This window comes from Streptomyces sp. NPDC047028 (assembly GCF_040644095.1).
In the GTDB taxonomy this organism is placed as follows: domain Bacteria; phylum Actinomycetota; class Actinomycetes; order Streptomycetales; family Streptomycetaceae; genus Streptomyces.
Window position 1 is genome coordinate 96,681 of the sequence record NZ_JBEYVS010000010.1, and the last position, 16,901, is coordinate 113,581.

Below are 16,901 nucleotides of genomic sequence, written 5' to 3' on the forward strand. Positions count from 1 at the left end.
CCGCCCGGACCCGGCCCGGGGCCGCCCAAGCCCCGCTCGGGGCCGCCCGCCGCCCCGGTGTCCTGCGCTGGCCTCACGTCGCCTCCCGGATGCGCCCGGCTCGGTCCCCGGTCCAGCGTCCCGAGACCGGTCCGTGCGGCGCAACCGCTACAGCGGCGGCTCGGCGAACAACTGCAGCAGCGACTCGGCCGCGTGCCCGGCGACCGCGGCGGTGTCCGTCGCCGTCGGGAACAGCCGCCCCCAGGCGCGCGCACGGCCGAGGGCGCCCAGGCGCCAGGCCGGGCGGACGGCGCTGCGCAGCTCCGCCGCCGTGCGGCCGTGGCCCGTCCACGGCTCCAGGTAGGCGTCCCGCAGCCGGGGCACGACCGCGGCGCCGTGACGCTCGGCGGCCCACTGGGCCGGGACGAGCAGGCTGCAGAACGGGTGGGAGACGGCCGCGTCGCCCCAGTCGAAGAAGGTGAACCGGCCAGGCTCGGGATGGAACAGCTGCCCGTCGTGCAGGTCCGCGTGGTCCAGGGTGTCGGGGACGCCCAGGCTCGCGAGTTCCTCGCACCACTCCACCAGCCGGGGCCGCAGCGCGCCGAGCCGGGTGCGCTGCTCGGGGGAGAGCGCGGTGTTCTCGGCGAGGAGCGTGTCGAAGAGGGCGGGGAGGGCGGCCGTCCGGGCGCTGGGCACGCCGAGCAGTTCGAGGTCCCGGGCGTGCGGGACGAGGGCCACCTGCATGCTCGCGTACTGCCGCAGGAGGTCCTCCCACGCGCCCGGACCGGCCTCGTCCCGCACGAGCACGTCCCGGAAGAGGGCCCCACCGTCGGGCAGCAGGGACCAGCCGCGCTCGGCGTCGACGGCCAGCGGCCGGAGCACGTGCCGGGGGACCAGGCGGGCCAGGGCCGCGGTCAGCGGGCCCTCGAAGGCGCTGGCGGGCGGATTGGCCTTGAACCAGAGGGGTCCGCCCACGGCGACCGGGATCCGCACCAGCACGGACCAGGGACGCACCCGCACCTGCCAGGTGCCGTCCACCCGCAGTCCGCCCGCGGCCAGTTCATCCTCCGCCCAGCCGAACGCCGCGGTCCGCCAGGACTCCTCTTCCCAGGGGGTCACGGCATCCTCGTACCGGCCCCGGTCGACGGTCGTCGACGCCTCGTGTCGCATGGCGCCATCCCAGCACCAGAAGCATGCGGCGACCAGCGGTTTTCCACGGCCCTGCCGTATTTGGGCGGAGAGGGCAGGATTCGAACCTGCGTGGGCCTCGAAAGACCCGACCATGAGCTGTGCTCCGGTCCCCGATCAGCCGCTCCGGGCACCTCTCCTCGTTCCCGGCCCGGTTCCCCGTGCCGTTCACATGGACAACAGTGCCAGCCCTCGCTGACACGACGCTGACACGTCCCGCGCGCGGGGCCCGGGCCGGTCACCTCGTCACGATTTGCCGAGCACCAGATACAGACGGGTCCCGCGCGGCCGGAAGCCGACGCGCTCGTAGACCCGTCGGGACCCCTCGCCCGAGTACTCCAGCCACACCGAGCGCGTGCCCCGGGCGAACATGGCGCCGGCCAGCTCCGCGGTCACCGCCGCGGCGACACCACGGCCGCGATGGCCGGGTCGGGTGCCCACCCCGGCCAGCTCCGCCGTGCTCCCGGCCGGAGCCGAGCACATCGCCGCCCCGGCGCACCCGCCGTCCGGCGACCTGACGAAGCGGACGGCGCCGCCTGCGTCCTGGACGCGCCGCAACCGCGCGGCGCCTTCCGGCGACGCGACGACGTCTCCCGCGAACGCCTCGGCCAGCGCGGCGTCGATCGCCCGGTACTCCTCGTCGTCGGCCGGCGTCTCCACCCGGAATCCCGCGGCCGGCGGCGGCGTGAGCGTGGAGGGCGTGCACACCAGGTACTCGTGCACGGCCTCGGTGACGAACCCGGCCCGCCGCAGGGCCGGTTCCACCTTAGGCGCGGCGTCCGGCGCGAACTCCAGCCGGGGCCGCAGTCCCCGGTCGCGGAACGCCTCGACGAGCGCGGCGACGTCCCGGCCGCTGGGACGCGCGCCGGGCAGCGGGGTCGCGTAGTTGAGGTACGGGCTGGTCGACGTCGGGTCGAAACCCGCGACGAAGCCGCCCAGTTCGAGCGCCTCGGGACGACGGCGCAGGTGGGCGACGGCAAAGCTCTGGACATCGGTGTCCACGATGATGACCTCACGTTGGATGGCAGGGGAGCCGGAGGCGGTGCGCCGGGCACCGCTGTCGTGGGGCCGCCGTGGGATTGGCTGCGGGCGCCGGGCCGCTGCCGGAGGGCAGGCGGTTCAGCGCCGACGGCGGCCGCTGCGGGACGCCGGGGACATTGGCTTCAGTCCTTCGCCGGAGTGGGGACAGTGAGGGGGCGTGCCGCACTCTTCCATGCACGGAGACAAAAGATCAACGCACGGAGACAAAAGATCAACGGAGCGGCGGACCGTACGGCCACCGCCGCTGAGAGCATCCGCCGCCCGACCGTACATGAGTCGGCGTCAGCGGACCGGGAAGCCGAACGAATACCCCTGCTGCTTCAGCCAGGGGAGCACCTGGCGCAGCGCGGCCACCGTCTCGGACCGGTCGCCGCCCGCGTCGTGGAAGAGCAGGGTCGGGCCGTTGGCGATCTCGCTCTTCACGGTGGCCACGATGGCCGCCGTGCCGGGCCGTTCGAAATCCTTGGAGTCGATGTTCCAGCCCAGCGGCCGCATGCCGTGCGAGGCGGCCAGGTGCCGGCTGTACGGCGTGAAGGCGCCGCCGGGAGCGCGGTAGTACTGCGGGCGCACTCCGCCGGAGGCCGTCGTGATCATGCGTTCGGCGTCGAGGATCTCCTTGGACTGGTACGCCTGGGACTTGTGGTCCATGGTCACGTCGTGGGAGACCGTGTGGTCGCACAGCCGGTGCCCGGCCGCGACGACCTTCTTCACCATGTCGGGGTGCGCCTGCGCCTGCGGGCCGATCATGCAGAACGTCGCCTTCACTCCGTTCTCCCGCAGCACTTGCAGCACTTGCGGCGTCCAGACGGGGTCCGGGCCGTCGTCGATGGTGATGTTGACCGCGTGCGCCCCGCCGTCCGAGGAGTGCGCAATGACGGGGGAGACGGTCGCGGGCTCGGCCGCGTGGTGCCGGCCCGGGGCGTTCGCGTGCGCCCCGGCCGGCGGGCGGTGGCCGCCGGTGCTCTGGCCGGCCTGCGCGGTCCACACCGAGGTGGCGGCGGCCACCGCCGTCACTCCGACCGCCGCCGCAACCACCCGGCCGTACCAGCCCCGCCCGCCATGACGCGCCATGTCCGCCCCGCCCCTTGCCGTCCCGATGAAATCCGTGCACCTGCCAGGACGAGGCAGAACCCCTGCCGGATCCCTCTGTTACGAATCACGGACAATTAAACGAGCGATTGCGGACATGGTGGCGTCAACCCGCCACCCGGGTGGCCGAGTTCCGCCTCCGCCGGCACAACACGCTCTAAGTGGCGCGGGTGCCGCCTCCTCGGCGGATACGGCCCAGCAGGTCGCGGTGGTAGGCGGCGAGGCCCCCCGCCGGGATGGGGGCAGGGCTGCCGGCGAGGGTGTACCAGGTCTCGCCGCCGGACTGCTGGAGGACGACGCGCACGGTACGGCCCTGCGCCTGGAGGATCGTGGCGACGGTGAGCGTGCCGGTGAGGACGCCGGCCTCGTAGGTCAGCACACCGCCGGGACCCGCGGTGACCTGGTCGACGTACTGGTCGATGCTGGGAGGGAGGTTGTTCATGGGGCGCAGGTTCCCATCATCCCGTCCCGCAGAGGCCGCCCCGCGCGGGTGCCGCCGCGGGGCGTACCCGGGTTGGACGCGTCCCCGCCCCCGAGGCCCCGGACATGTCACCCGGACGAGTGGTTACCGGTGTGCTGTCCCGGCGTGTCCGCATGGGGGCGCCGAGGGCGGTGAACCTTCGGTCATGCGGGTGTTCACAGCGGATTTCAGCTCGACCCGGAGTTGGGTCGCCGGGCGGTCCTGGGCGTACCCGGACGGCGGCCCGGAGAATCCCGGCGACGACAAACTGGACCACCTGGTGGCCGACCCCGAGTACAGCCGCTCGGGCGTCTTCCGGGCGAGGAAGCGCCCGGACGGCAAGTGGAACACGGGGCTGCTGACCACGGAGGGCAGCGAGGACGCCTTCATGGTGCGGTCCGGGGACGTGCTCCAGGCACGTGTACGGCTGCCCGAGGAGACCGGGGCCTGGCCGGCCATCTGGACGTGGCGCGACGGCGACCAGGAGATCGACGTCTTCGAGTACCACCCGGACAACCCCGATTTGCTGGAGTTCACCAACCACGTCCGCGGCGCGGGACATTCGTTCCGCGACGACGCCGTCCACCCCGGCGCCTGGGTGGACCTGCGCACCGAGTTCGGCGTCCACTCCGTCGTCTGGTGGGTGAACGGCGAGCAGGTCTTCGCCGACCGGCGGGGCGTGGGCCACGCCTGGCACGCCTACCTCATCGTCAACCTGTCCGTGAGCGCGGGCCGTTACCATCCGCCGCCCGAGCCCGGGACGACCGAGATGTCGTACGAGGTGAGCCGACTCACCGTCAGCCCGCCGGAGGCCGGAACGCACTGACACCCCGGCCGGCCGCGGTCAGACGGTCGCCGCCTGTGCCAGCGACTCCCTGGCCGTCTTCAGCGCCCGCGTCCGGTCCTCGGGCACCACGCCGATGCGGGTGCGGCGGTCCAGCAGGTCGGACTCGTCCAGGGCGCCCTCGTGCCGGGCCGCCCAGAGGATTTCCGCGCGGGTGACCGGGTGTCCGGGCAGCACCGTCTCGGCGAGAGCCGGATCGCCGGCCGCCAGGGCGTGGACGGCCACCGCCTCGGTGCCGTAGCGCCGGACCAGCCGGCGCGGGGCGGGCAGGCCGCGCAGCCGCTCGGGCGCGGCGGCACCGACCAGCGGGAGCGCGGCCGTGGGGGAGGGGCCGGCGGACAGACCGCGGGCCGCGACTGCCGCGTCCACGGCGTCCTGGGCCATCCGCCGGTAGGTGGTCAGCTTGCCGCCGACGATCGTCGTCACCCCGTCGTCCGAGGTCAGCACCGCGTGCCGGCGGGAGATGTCCGCCGTCCGCGCCTGCGTCCCGTCGTGCGCGCCGTCACCGGAGGTGTCCAGCAGCGGGCGCAGCCCGGCGAACGCGCCGACCACCTCGTCCCGGCGCACCGGGACGTCCAGGACGGAGCCGAGGACGTCCAGCAGGAAGCCGATGTCGGACTCCGGGACCTCGGGCACGTCGGGTACGGGGCCTTCCACCGGCTCGTCGGTGAGGCCGACGTAGACCCGGCCGTCGCCCTGCGGCAGGACCAGCACGAACCGGTTGGTCTCGCCGGGGACGGGCACGTGCAGACCGGCCGGCAGGGCGCCGAGCCGCTCCGAGCGCAGCACCAGGTGGGTGCCGCGCGACGGGCGGATGCGGATGCCCTCGACGAGTTCCCCGGCCCATACCCCGGTCGCGTTGATCACCGCGCGGGCCCTGATCTCGCCCTCCTCGCCGGTCAGTTCGTCACGGACCACGGCGCCCGAGCCGGTCATCCGGACCACCCGGAGCCGGGTCAGCACCCGGGCTCCGCGCGCCGCCGCGGTCCGGGCCAGTGCCGTGACCAGCCGGGCGTCGTCGGTCACCCGGCCGTCCCAGGACAGCAGTCCGCCGCGCAGCCCGTCCGCGCGCACCGCGGGAGCGAGGTGCCGCGCTTCGGTCGCCGACAGCCGGCGCGGCGCCGGCAGGACCTGCCGCGGGGTGCGGGCGGCCAGCCGCAGCATGTCGCCGGCCCGGAACCCGGCCCAGGCCAGGGATGCCTGCGCCCGGGACACCAGGGAGGTCAGGGGCAGTACGAACGGCTGGGCGCCCACCAGGTGCGGGGCGGTACGGGTCATCAGCACCCCGCGTTCCACCGCGCTCTCGTGCGCCACGTCGAACTGCGCGGACGCCAGATAGCGCAGCCCGCCGTGGATCAGCTTGGAGCTCCAGCGGGAGGTGCCGAAGGCCAGGTCGTGGGCGTCGGCCGCGACGACGTCGAGGCCGCGGGCCGCCGCGTCCAGGGCGGCTCCGGCCCCCGTGGCGCCGAGCCCGACGACCAGGACGTCGACCGTACGGCCGTCCGTCGCCTCGGCGAGTTCCCGCACCCGGCGGCCCGCGTCGAGGGACGAGCCGGGCAGGGCCGTGGAGTTGCTCATGGCGTCAGGGTCCTCTCCAGAAGGATGCGCAGTTCGCCGAGGAAGGCGGGCGCGTCGAGGTCGGGGTCGTCCTCGTCCGTCATCGTGCGCAGCGACAGCGTGAACGACTGCACGAGCAGCAGCACGGCGCGCGCCTGCCGTTCGGGGTGGGTGACGCGCACCGAACCGTCCGCGTGGCCCTCGCGGAGCCCGTCGGCGAGCAGGGCGAGCAGCGCCTCCTGACTCGCGCCGCGCCGGTCGAGGACGTAGGGGAGCAGCAGTTCGGGATCGACGTCGACGATCTTGCGGAAGAGGGGGTGCGCGCGGAACGCCTCCACCCCGGCCACCAGCCCGGTCACGATGCGCCCGCGCGTCTCGGTGCCGGGGACCGGCTCGGGGATCGCGCGGGTGGCCACGTCGATCCACTCCCGGGTCATCAGGTCGCCCACCAGGGTCCTGAGGTCCGGCCAGCGCCGGTACAGCGTCATCCGGGAGACGCCCGCGCGGCGGGCCACGTCGGCGAGCGTGGTGCGGCGCACCCCGACGGCGAGTACGCAGTCGCGCACCGCGTCGAGCACGTGGTCCTTGTCCGAGCCGTTGTGACGAATAGGCGTCATGTGTCACAGTGTAACGCCCCGGGGGCCGCGCGGACCACGCCGCCGCGAACCGAGACACCGACCTTGTGAGGACGACCGTTCAATGGACATGCTGTGGAACGGCTGGGGAGACCCGGCCAAGGCGGCCCCGCTGCCCGACACGGTGACCGGACTGCTGCGCGACCTGCTCGGCGTCAAGCCGCGCACCACCCCCACGCTCGCCCTGGAGGACATCCGCCTGCCCGCCCCCACGGCCGAACCCGCCGCCCTGGCGGCGCTCGCCCGGGCCGCCGGCGGCGACGAGCACGTCCGCACGGACGCGGTGAGCCGGATCCGGCACACCCGCGGCAAGTCCACGCCCGACCTGCTCCGCATCCGCACAGGCGACCTCGCCGACGTCCCCCAGGCCGTCGTCCTGCCCGCCTCCCACGACGAGGTCCTCGCCGTCCTGCGGGCCTGCGCGGAGCACAGCCTCGCCGTCGTCCCCTTCGGCGGCGGCACCTCCGTCGTCGGCGGACTCGCCCCCGAGCGCAGCGCCTTCGTCGCCCTCGACCTGCGCCGCATGAACGCCCTCCTCGACCTGGACCCGGTCTCCCGCACCGCCGTCCTCCAGCCCGGCCTGCGCGCCCCCGAGGCCGAGGCCCTCCTCGCCGAACAGGGCTTCACCCTCGGCCACTTCCCGCAGTCCTACGAATGGGCCACCATCGGGGGCTTCGCCGCCGCCCGCTCCAGCGGACAGGCCTCCGCCGGCTACGGCCGCTTCGACGAGATGGTCCTCGGCCTCACCCTCGCCACCCCCGAGGGCACCCTCGACACCGGCCGCGCCCCCCGCTCCGCCGCCGGACCCGACCTGCGCCAGCTGGTCCTCGGCTCCGAGGGCGCCTTCGGCGTCATCACCTCCGTCACCGTACGGATCCGCCCGCTGCCCGAGGTCCGCGTCTACGAGGGCTGGCGGTTCGCCTCCTTCGAGGAGGGCGCCGCCGCCCTGCGCCGCCTCGCCCAGGACGGGCCCCGGCCGACCGTGCTGCGTCTGTCCGACGAGACCGAGACCCTCATCGGCCTCGCCCAGCCCGACGCGATCGGCGGCAACCTCGCGCAGAGCGAAGCCGGCTGCATGGCCGTCACCGGCTACGAGGGCACACCCGAGGACACCGCACAGCGCCGCGAGCAGGCCGCGGCCGTCCTGCGCGCCTGCGGCGGCACCCTCGTCGGCACCGAGCCGGGCGACCGCTGGGCCCACGGCCGCTACTCCGCGCCCTACCTGCGCGACGCCCTCCTCGACGCCGGCGCCTTCGCCGAGACCCTGGAGACCGCCGCGTTCTGGTCCCGCGTCCCCGCCCTCTACGCCGCCGTCCGCACCGCGCTCACCGACACCCTCACCGAGGCCGGTACCCCGCCGCTGGTGATGTGCCACATCTCCCACGTGTACGAGAACGGCGCCTCCCTGTACTTCACCGTCGTCAGCGCCCAGGGCGAGGACCCCGTCGCCCACTGGACGCCCGCCAAGCACGCCGCCAACGACGCCATCGTGGCCGCCGGCGGCACCATCAGCCACCACCACGGCGTGGGTACCGACCACCGCGACTGGTACGTCCAGGAGGCCGGACCGCTCGGCATCGAGGCCCTGCGCGCCGTCAAGCGCCGCCTCGACCCCGAGGGACTCCTCAACCCCGGCGTCCTGCTCCCCACCGACTGACCCCGGCGACCGGTCCCGGCCGAACGACCCGCGTCACCCCGCCCCGCCGCTCCACCGTCCCGCCGACCGCCGGCCCTCGGCCCCGCAGCCGTAGCCTGTCCCTACCGTGACCGCCCGGAGGCACATCCATGCGACAGTTCACCGCCGTCGTCAACCCCACCGCCGGCGGCTCCACCGGCGCGGCGACGCTGCTCCACGTGGCCCGCCTGCTCCGGGAGGCGGGCGCCGGCCTGGACACGGAGTACAGCCACAGCCTCGACCACGCCCGGGACCTCGCCCGGCGGGCCGGGGAACGCGGCCGGGTGGTCCTCGCGGTCGGCGGCGACGGCATGGCCGGCGGCATCGGCGGTGCACTCAGCGGCACCGGCGCCGTCCTCGGCCTCGTCCCCGCCGGACGCGGCAACGACTTCGCCCGCGCCCTGGGCCTGCCCCGCGACCCCGCCGCCCTCGCCGACGTCCTGCTGCACGCCGAACCGCGGCCCGTCGACACCATCGAGGTCGAGTCGGCCGTCCACCCGCGCACCGTCGTCCTCGGCAGCGTCTACGCCGGCGTCGACGCGCTCGCCAACCGGCACGCCAACCACAGCAGGCTGCTGCGCGGCGCCGCCTCCTACTACGCGGGCGGCCTGCGCGCCGTCACCACCTGGCGGCCCGCCGACTACCGCATCACCGTCGACGGCGAGGAACACACCCACCGCGGCTACACCGTCGTGGCCGCCAACTCCCCCTACTACGGCTTCGACCGGCTCATCGCCCCCGACGCCCGCGTCGACGACGGACTGCTCGACCTGGTGCTGATCCGGCACGCCCCGCGCCTGCTGTTCTTCGCCCTCATGAACGACCTGAAGACCGGCGCCCACGTGCACCGCCCCCAGGTGCAGGTCCTGCGCGGCCGCGAGATCCGCATCGAGGCCGCCCGGCCCGTCCCCTACGGCGCCGACGGCGAGGTCGAGGCCACCTTGCCCGTGACGGTCCGGGTACGCCCCGCCGACCTGCCCGTCCTGTACCGGCCCGCCCCGTGACCAGCCCGCTGACCAGCCGCGTGGTCACCCGTTCCGGCCCAGGACAGAGCTGACACAGGACTGACACACACGCGCGCTAGTGTGCGCCCGTGAGCCTTCAAGTCGTCATCGGAAACGGTCCCGCCGGAGCGGCCACAGCGCGGCTGCTGACCCAACAGGGGCATACGGTACGGGTCATCACCAGAACGGGCCGGAGCCCCGAACCGGGCATCGAGCACATCGCCCTGGACGCCGCCGACCCCCGGCGCCTGACCGACGCCGTGCGGGGCGCCGACGCGCTCTACCACTGCGCGGCACCTCCCTACCACCGCTGGGCGGCCCAGTGGCCGCCCCTCGTCTCCTCCGTCTGCGCGGCCGCCGAGGAGACCGGTGCCGTCCTGGTCCTCCTGGGCAACCTCTACGGCTACGGCCCGGTCGACGGCCCCCTCACCGAGGACCTGCCGCTCGCCGCGACCGGCCCCAAGGGACGGGTGCGGGCCGCCGGTTGGGAGCAGGCACGGGACCTGCACCGGCAGGGCCGGATCAAGGCCGTCGAGGTGCGGGCCTCCGACTTCTTCGGGCCCGGCGTGACCGACGGCGGCCACCTGGCCGCCCGCGTCATGCCCCGGCTGCTGCGCGGCAAGCCGGTCTCCGTCCTCGGAGACCCGGACGCCCCGCACAGCTGGACCTACCTCCCCGACGTCGCCCGGGTCCTGACCGAGATCGCCGGCGAGGAACGGGCCTGGGGACGCGCCTGGCACGTCCCGACCGGACCCGCCCTGTCCACCCGGGAGATGACCGGCCGCCTGGCCACCGAGGCCGGGACCGCCCCGGTCACCGTCCGCGCATTGCCCCCGGCCGTGCTGGGCGCCCTCTCCCTCGTCTCCCCGCTGATCCGCGAACTCAAGGAGATCCGCTACCAGTTCGACCGCCCGTTCGTGGTCGACTCATGTGCGTACGAGGCCGAGTTCACCGTCCGCGCCACCCCCCTCGACGAACAGGTCAAGGCGACCGTCGACTGGTGGCGCGAACGGTCCGGCGCCACCGGGTGACCTACCTGACCTGACAGTTGAGAGAGCGAAAGATTCCACAGTGGGTTCAACTGAGCGGCGGCGCGACGACGTCGCCATCGTCGGCATGGCCTGCCGGTTCCCGGGGGCCCCGAACGTCAACCAGTACTGGCGGCTCCTGACGGACCCGCGACCGCAGTTCTCCACCGTGCCCGACACCCGGTGGCGCGGCGCCGCCTTCCGCAGCGACGACTTCCGCGATGCGTCCGCCGCCTACACGGACACCATGGCGCTCCTGCCGGACGTGGGGCACTTCGACGCCGCGCACTACGGCATCCCGCCGCGCCGGGCCCGGGCGATGGACCCCCAGCACCGGCTGCTGATCGACCTCGCCCGCGAGGCGATCCAGGACGCCGGGTGGGAGGCCGACGGCTTCGACCGCGAGGAGACCTCCGTCATCACCTCGCTCACCGAGAGCGGCTACCGCGAGATCAGCACCCTGCGGGTCCGAATGCGGCAGCTGGCCGGCGGTGAGTTCGGCGCCCGTCCGGCCGGGCCCGGTCTGCAGGAGACGGTCCGCGGGGTCGATCCCCTGCACGGCAGCTCCGTGGCCGGACTCCTGCTCAACATGGGTCCGAACACGATCAGTTCGGTCTTCGACCTGCACGGCGAGAGCTACGCCCTGGACTCCGCGTGCTCGGGCGGCCTCATGGCCGTCGCCAACGCCGTGTTCGCGCTGCGCGCCGGCCGCTGCCGTATCGCCCTCGCGGGCGGCGCCCAACTCGTCCTCACCCCCGACCTGCTGGTGGGGCTGTGCCGGATCGGCGCGATCTCGCGCAGCGGCCGCTGCCTGCCCTTCGGTGCCGGGGCCGACGGCTTCGTCCTCGGGGAGGGCGGCGGAGTCCTCGTCCTGCGGCCCCTGAGCGACGCGCTGGCCGCCGGGGACCGGGTCTACGCCGTGATCCGCGGGGTGGGCACCGCCAACGACGGGACCGTCCAGGGCGGCCTGCACCCGCAGCCCTCCGGACAGCTGCGGGCCCTGCGCCGCGCCTACCGCGACGCGGGCCTGCCCCCGGGCGCCGTCGGCTACCTGGAGGCGCACGGTACCGGGACCACCGTCGGCGACCCCGTGGAGGTCGACGTCCTGCGCGAACTGCGCGGCGAGCGGGCCGAGTCCGCCTACCTCGGCGCGGTCAAGGCGGTCGTCGGACACTCGCTGAACGCCTCCGGTATCGCCGGACTCGTCAAGACCGTGCTGGCCGTGCACCGGGGCGTCATCCCGCCCCAGCCCGCCTTCGACCTCGCCGACCGCACCGGACTCGACGCCGCCCGCCTCACCGTCCCGGTCACCCCGGTCACCTGGCCCGGCCCCGCCCGGCCACGCCGCGCCGGCGTGAGCGCCTTCGGCTTCGGCGGCACCGGCGTCCACGTCGTCGTGGAGGAACCCACAGCGCCCACCGACCCCACCTCGGACGGCTGTACCCGGGACCGCCCGCCCCTGGTCCGTCCGGCACCGGCCGGCCCGGCATCGAACGGCCTCGCACGGTCGTGCGCAGCCCCGGACGGCGACGGGTCGGAAGGCCTGAATCCGGACCGCCATGCGCCGGACCGCCATGCGCCGGAACGCCCGGCCCCGGATCAACACGTGCAGGACCGCGTCGGCTCCGAGCGCCCCGCGCTGGACGGCCCGGGTGCCGTCCCCTCCGCCCCGGACGGCGTGTCGCACCTGCTCGTCCTCAGTGCGCGTGACCGGGACGGGCTCGTGCGGTACGCACGGGAGATCGCCCGGACCGTTGCCGAGGACCGGCTGCCGGCCGACTGGGTGGCGGACACCCTTGCCCGCCGTACCCCGTTCAACGAACGTCTCGCGGTCGTGGCGCGGGACACCGCGGAGGCGGTCACCCGGCTGACCGAGGCGGCCGAGGCGCTGGCGGCGGGTCGTACCGGAGCGCTCGGGCCGGGACAGTGGGCCGGCACCGTGCCGGCCGGTGCGGCGGGCGGCGAATCGGCCGTTCCGGCGCCGGGGGCGCTGTCCGCAGGAGACCGCGCGGCCGCTCTCACCCGGCTCGCCGAACAGGCGGTCACCGGCCTGGACGTCCGACCCGGGACCGAGCGAATACCCCCGTGCACCCTGCCGCCCAGCCCGCTCTCCCCGCGCCACCACTGGGTGGTCGACGCCTCGGCCCGCGACACGGTCGAGACCCCCGCGGAACGGGAACCGGTGCACGTGCCCGCACAACGCGTGCCGTTGGACGACTCCACCACCGTGGCCGCCGTCGCGTCCGCGCGTCCGGAACCCGCGTACTCCCGGTCGACCCCGGTGGCCGCCGGCATGGCCGCGTCCCCGGAGAGCGCCCGCACCACGCCGGCCGCCCCGCCCGTTCGCACGGCCACGGCGTCCGCGGCCGTCGTCCTGGAAGAGGTGTCCCGCGCCGGTGTCTTCCCCGTCTCCGACCTGAACGAGCGGATGACACTGGTGCACGATCTCGGATTCGACTCGCTGATGCTGCAAGAGCTGGAGGTGAACATCGCCAAGCGGGCACCGGGGTTCCGCACCGACGAGCTGTTCACGCCCGCCCTCACCCTCGAACGGCTGATCGCACTCGTCGCCCCCCACCTCACCGGCCCGACCGCCCCTCTCGACGCCCTGCCCGGCCCGACGCCCCCGCAGAGACCGGACACCGGGACGGCGCGCATCGACGACTTCCCCGAGGTCCGCCAGTTCGAGGAACGCCTGGCAGCCGTCGCCGCCAGCGGTGCCGGCACCCCGTACTTCCGGGTGCACCAGGGCAACATCCGCGACACGACCGTGATCGACGGCCGCTCGTTCCTGTCGTTCGGCAGCTACAACTACCTCGGCCTGTCCGGCCATCCGGCGGTGAACGAGGCCGTCCACCGGGCCGTGGACCGCTACGGCACCTCGGTCTCCGCGAGCCGCGTCCTGTCCGGCGAACGGGAGCTGACCGTACGGCTGGAGCGGGCGCTCGCCGACTTCCTCGGCGTCGACGACTGCCTGGCCCTGGTCAGCGGCCACGCCACCAACGTCACCGCCATCGGGCACCTCGTCGGCAAGGGCGACCTCGTCCTCCACGACGCGCTCGCCCACGACAGCATCCTCCAGGGCTGCACCCTGTCCGGGGCGGCACGGCGGCCCTTCGCCCACAACGACCTGGACCGGCTGGAGCAGTTGCTGCGGCTCAACCGGTCCCGCTTCCGCCGCGTCCTGATCGTCGTCGAGGGCGCGTACAGCATGGACGGCGACCTCGTCGACCTGCCCGCGGTGATCGAGCTGAAGAAGCGCCACGGCGCCCTGCTGATGGTGGACGAGGCGCACAGCATCGGCACGGTGGGCGAACAGGGCCGCGGCGTCGGCGAGTTCTTCGGCGTCGACCGCACCGACGTGGACGTGTGGATGGGCACCCTGTCCAAGGCGTTCGCCAGTTGCGGCGGCTACCTCGGCGGCTCGGCCCGCATGGTGCGCTGGCTGCGTCACACCCTGCCCGGCTTCGTCTACAGCGTGGGTCTGACCCCGCCCAACGCGGCCGCGGCGCTCGCCGCCACCGAGCTGATCGTCGCCGAACCCCACCGGGTCCGCGCACTCGCCCGCAACGCGGCGCTGTTCCTGGACCTCGCGCGGAAGGCCGGACTGGCGACGGGCACCAGCGCCCACACACCGATCGTGCCGGTCCTCCTCGGTGACTCTGCGCGCACCCTGCACCTCGCCGACCGACTTTTCGCCCGCGGTGTCGTCGCCGACCCGATCTTCCATCCGGCGGTCGAGGAGGGCCTCGCCCGGCTGCGGTTCTTCATCACCGGCGAGCACCGCGAGGACGACATCCGGCGCGCCGTGTCGGTCGTGGCCGAGGAGGTGAGGTCCGCCGGCGGGTGAGCCGCGCACCTCAGATCAGGGTGCGTTCTATCCGGCTGAGCAGGGCGTCCTGGCCGGGGTCCCCGCCGGTCCTGCCCGTCCCGCCCTCCCCCTGCTCCCCGGCGGACGGCGCCGTGTGCCCCGGCTCGGCGCCGCCGACCCGCTGGGAGAGCAGGTACGCGATGATCTCGGCCTCCTGCTCCTGGACGTCGTCGTAGGTCGCGCGCAGGAGCATGTCCCGCACGAGGTCGGGGTCGAGGTTGGGGAACAGCAGACGGGCGGTCGCCTCGTCCAGCCAGCCCGCCCCGCGATGGCAGCAGATGATGTGACCCAGCTCGTGCAAGATGATGTGCTCCTGATGCGCGCCGGTGGTGTTGGCGTCGTAGAAGATCAGGTCCTCGTCGCGGGCGGCGACCCACATGCCGCACGGGTGCGAGGCGGGCATCTGCATGGGCACCAGCGTGATCGGGCGGCCGCGGACCTCACCGAGGTAGCGGCACAGCTCGGCCACGTCGGTCACCTTGGGCAGGTCCAGCTCGGCGAGCTTGCGCGCGCCCGCCTTCCGCAGACGCTTGAGCCGGCTGTGCCGTTCCTGGTCGGCCGGCTGCTGCCTCCTGCCGCGCCTCACTCGGCCTCCGAGGCGTCGGTGACCGGCGGCAGTCCCTGCATCTGCCGGTACTGGTCCATGATGGCGGTAATGGCCTGCAGGTTCTCCTTCTTCATCCCGGCCGCCCGCATCGCCACGGCCCGGACCCCCGACTGCCGCAGCGCCTCCAGGGCGGCTAGTTCGCCGAGCACCGACTCGGCCACCTGGTCGTCGAAGAAGTAGGCGACCGACACGCCGAAGAAGCGGGCCAGGGCGGCCAGCAGGTCCGGCGAGGGATTGGAGCGCTTGCCCGTCCGCAACTGGGAGAGATACACACCCCCGACCTTGAGTTCCGGGTCGGCCCGCTTCAGCTCCTCCGCCACCTCGGCGTTGGTCCAGTGCCTGCCCTTGGGGCGCACCGTCCTGAACAGGTCGTCCAGCCGCACCGCCAGCAAAGGCCGGTCCTCGGTCTCGGACATCGCGTTTCTCCCTCCCGTCACCTCCTCGGCATAGCCCTCGGCTATCCGTCAGCTTTCCAGATTAGCGGTCAGTTGACAATCGGCCTGGACTGAGCCAACGTTGGTGCTCGCCGATAGCTGACAGCTAACTTGGCTCACGGGGGTGGCCGAGTTGGATGCCGGTGACGGCGGACTGGCCCGACCCTCGGGGGATGGGTCGAGCCAGTCCGGACGGGAGCCACTCGTCCGGAGCGACCGAACGGGGAAACCACGGGGGAGTACCCACGGGGGAGTACGGGGGAACCCGGGGGTGGAAATGGGGGAAACCCGCCCGGTCTGACGGGGGATGCAGACCGGGCGGGAGCTCTCAACCCGCGCTGCCGAGTTTACTGTAGGCGGACGCGACTTGGGTCAGCCAGGCCACTTCCGCCGTGAAGTTGTCCGTATCCCGGTCGTCGAAGTCACCGGCGTCCATGTTGTCGTCCGGCATCGTGCCGGTGCGTTTGGCGTGCAGCGCCTGCCGGATCCGGGCCGCCTCGGCGAACGCCTGCCGGGACTCCGCGCTCGCACCCGGCCCCGGCCGCTCCTCCGCGGCCGCCACCGCGCGGTCGATGTAGGGGCGCAGATCCCGCCAGCCGTCCCGGATCTCCACGACCCGCCGGTGCAGCCGGTAGTTCAGATCGGAGACCGCGGCCCCGGCCGGCGGCTCCAGGACGATGTCCGGCGACGACTCGTACAGATCCCGCCACAGCGGATACAGCACCCGGTACGAGCGGTAACTGTCCGCCCAGTCCAGCACCTTGACCGCCGGAGCACCCCAGGACGGCCGGGTCAGGCTCAGCGACAGGGCGACGATGCCCGCCGCGCTGAACACCGACGGAGCCACCGTCCACGCCCCGATGTCCAGCCCCGCGGCCGCGGTCAGGATGTTGACCGTCCGCGCCGCGCAGTACAGGAACAGGATCACCGCGGCGACCGACAACAGCCGCAGGGCCTGGCGCAGCTGCGCCTTGTCGGTCATCCGCGCATAGGGGCCGCACTGCCGGAAGATGGTCACGCACGGCACCGCCTGGGACACGATGAAGACCAGGAGGTAGGTGAGGACCAGCGGTCGGCCGCTGCCGGTGTCGAAGTCCGACGCCGGCCGGCCGGGTCCGTCCGCCACGAAGAACAGCACGGTCAGCAGGACCGTGAGCGCGACCCCCGTGACCAGCCAGTGACGGGTCCGGCGGGCGGCCTCCTCGCCGGCGCTCGCCCAGCGCAGCAGGATGATCTGCGCGCTGACGCAGAACGCCACCGCCGACAGGTGCATCACCAGGATGGCGAGGTTCCCGACGCCCAGGAAACTCCCGTCGCCCATGGCGACGGCGCCCATCGTGAAGGTGAGGCACTGCAGCACCAGCGTGACGACCAGCGTGCGGTAGGCGCTGTCCCGCCGGCTGCGCCGCGCCTGGCCCAGCCGGTAGACCAGCGCGGCGTACGACGACAGCGCCGCTATGACGAAGCAGAGGGTTCTAGTGGTGTTCAC

The 16,901-nt window shown here is 73.9% G+C and carries 14 protein-coding genes and 1 pseudogene; 5 read left to right on the plus strand and 10 right to left on the minus strand.

Annotated elements, in window-relative coordinates:
- Positions 1-147: 147 nt before the first annotated feature.
- From ABZ854_RS11895 to ABZ854_RS11915, 5 genes and pseudogenes are all read right to left on the minus strand, one after another.
- Positions 148-1,149: a phosphotransferase gene (locus tag ABZ854_RS11895; protein ID WP_361208094.1), complete on the minus strand. Its 1,002-nt coding sequence runs from the start codon at positions 1,147-1,149 to the stop codon at positions 148-150.
- Positions 1,150-1,214: 65 nt separating this feature from the next.
- Positions 1,215-1,307, minus strand: a pseudogene (locus ABZ854_RS11900).
- Positions 1,308-1,413: 106 nt separating this feature from the next.
- Positions 1,414-2,169, minus strand: coding sequence for a GNAT family N-acetyltransferase (locus tag ABZ854_RS11905; protein WP_361208097.1), 756 nt, complete (start codon positions 2,167-2,169; stop codon positions 1,414-1,416).
- Between the two features lie 321 nt (positions 2,170-2,490).
- Positions 2,491-3,279: a polysaccharide deacetylase family protein gene (locus tag ABZ854_RS11910; RefSeq protein ID WP_361208100.1), complete on the minus strand. Its 789-nt coding sequence runs from the start codon at positions 3,277-3,279 to the stop codon at positions 2,491-2,493.
- A 175-nt stretch (positions 3,280-3,454) separates the two neighbouring features.
- Complete coding sequence (locus tag ABZ854_RS11915) at positions 3,455-3,739, minus strand: hypothetical protein (protein ID WP_129305084.1); 285 nt, start codon at positions 3,737-3,739, stop codon at positions 3,455-3,457.
- Between the two features lie 184 nt (positions 3,740-3,923).
- Between ABZ854_RS11915 and ABZ854_RS11920 the strand changes: the two genes are divergently transcribed.
- Positions 3,924-4,583 carry a family 16 glycosylhydrolase gene (locus tag ABZ854_RS11920; protein ID WP_361208103.1) on the plus strand — a complete coding sequence of 220 codons (660 nt, stop codon included), beginning with the start codon at positions 3,924-3,926 and terminating at the stop codon, positions 4,581-4,583.
- 18 nt (positions 4,584-4,601) lie between these two features.
- Here ABZ854_RS11920 and ABZ854_RS11925 read toward each other — a convergent pair whose 3' ends face one another.
- The gene (locus tag ABZ854_RS11925; protein ID WP_361208106.1) at positions 4,602-6,179 is read right to left on the minus strand and encodes a glycerol-3-phosphate dehydrogenase/oxidase; all 1,578 of its coding nucleotides are present in this window, start codon (positions 6,177-6,179) and stop codon (positions 4,602-4,604) included.
- The gene (locus tag ABZ854_RS11930) at positions 6,176-6,775 is read right to left on the minus strand and encodes a TetR/AcrR family transcriptional regulator (RefSeq protein WP_361208109.1); all 600 of its coding nucleotides are present in this window, start codon (positions 6,773-6,775) and stop codon (positions 6,176-6,178) included. The genes ABZ854_RS11925 and ABZ854_RS11930 overlap by 4 nt, the downstream gene beginning before the upstream one ends.
- An 82-nt stretch (positions 6,776-6,857) precedes the next feature.
- On the opposite strand from ABZ854_RS11930, the gene ABZ854_RS11935 reads away from it, so the two are divergent.
- The 4 genes from ABZ854_RS11935 (at position 6,858) to ABZ854_RS11950 (ending at position 14,350) form a co-directional block, all read left to right on the plus strand.
- Complete coding sequence (locus ABZ854_RS11935; RefSeq protein WP_361208111.1) at positions 6,858-8,450, plus strand: FAD-binding oxidoreductase; 1,593 nt, start codon at positions 6,858-6,860, stop codon at positions 8,448-8,450.
- A 128-nt stretch (positions 8,451-8,578) separates the two neighbouring features.
- A complete protein-coding gene (locus ABZ854_RS11940) occupies positions 8,579-9,472 on the plus strand; it encodes a YegS/Rv2252/BmrU family lipid kinase (protein WP_361208114.1) in 894 nt (297 codons plus the stop codon).
- Positions 9,473-9,561: 89 nt separating this feature from the next.
- Entirely contained in the window at positions 9,562-10,503 is a 942-nt protein-coding gene (locus ABZ854_RS11945; protein ID WP_361208117.1) for an NAD-dependent epimerase/dehydratase family protein, read from the plus strand.
- Between the two features lie 40 nt (positions 10,504-10,543).
- Positions 10,544-14,350, plus strand: coding sequence for an aminotransferase class I/II-fold pyridoxal phosphate-dependent enzyme (locus ABZ854_RS11950; RefSeq protein ID WP_361208120.1), 3,807 nt, complete (start codon positions 10,544-10,546; stop codon positions 14,348-14,350).
- 10 nt (positions 14,351-14,360) lie between these two features.
- Here the strand turns inward: ABZ854_RS11950 and ABZ854_RS11955 are convergent, their stop codons facing one another.
- The 3 genes from ABZ854_RS11955 to ABZ854_RS11965 all read right to left on the minus strand — a co-directional run bounded on the left by ABZ854_RS11955 (position 14,361) and on the right by ABZ854_RS11965 (position 16,901).
- On the minus strand, positions 14,361-14,957 hold the full coding sequence (locus ABZ854_RS11955; RefSeq protein ID WP_361208123.1) for a toxin: 597 nt from the start codon (positions 14,955-14,957) through the stop codon (positions 14,361-14,363).
- Positions 14,954-15,394, minus strand: a complete 441-nt coding sequence (locus tag ABZ854_RS11960) for a helix-turn-helix transcriptional regulator (RefSeq protein ID WP_361208126.1) — start codon at positions 15,392-15,394, stop codon at positions 14,954-14,956. Before ABZ854_RS11960 ends, ABZ854_RS11955 begins: the two co-directional genes overlap by 4 nt.
- A gap of 346 nt (positions 15,395-15,740) precedes the next feature.
- On the minus strand, positions 15,741-16,901 hold the full coding sequence (locus tag ABZ854_RS11965; RefSeq protein ID WP_361208129.1) for an MAB_1171c family putative transporter: 1,161 nt from the start codon (positions 16,899-16,901) through the stop codon (positions 15,741-15,743).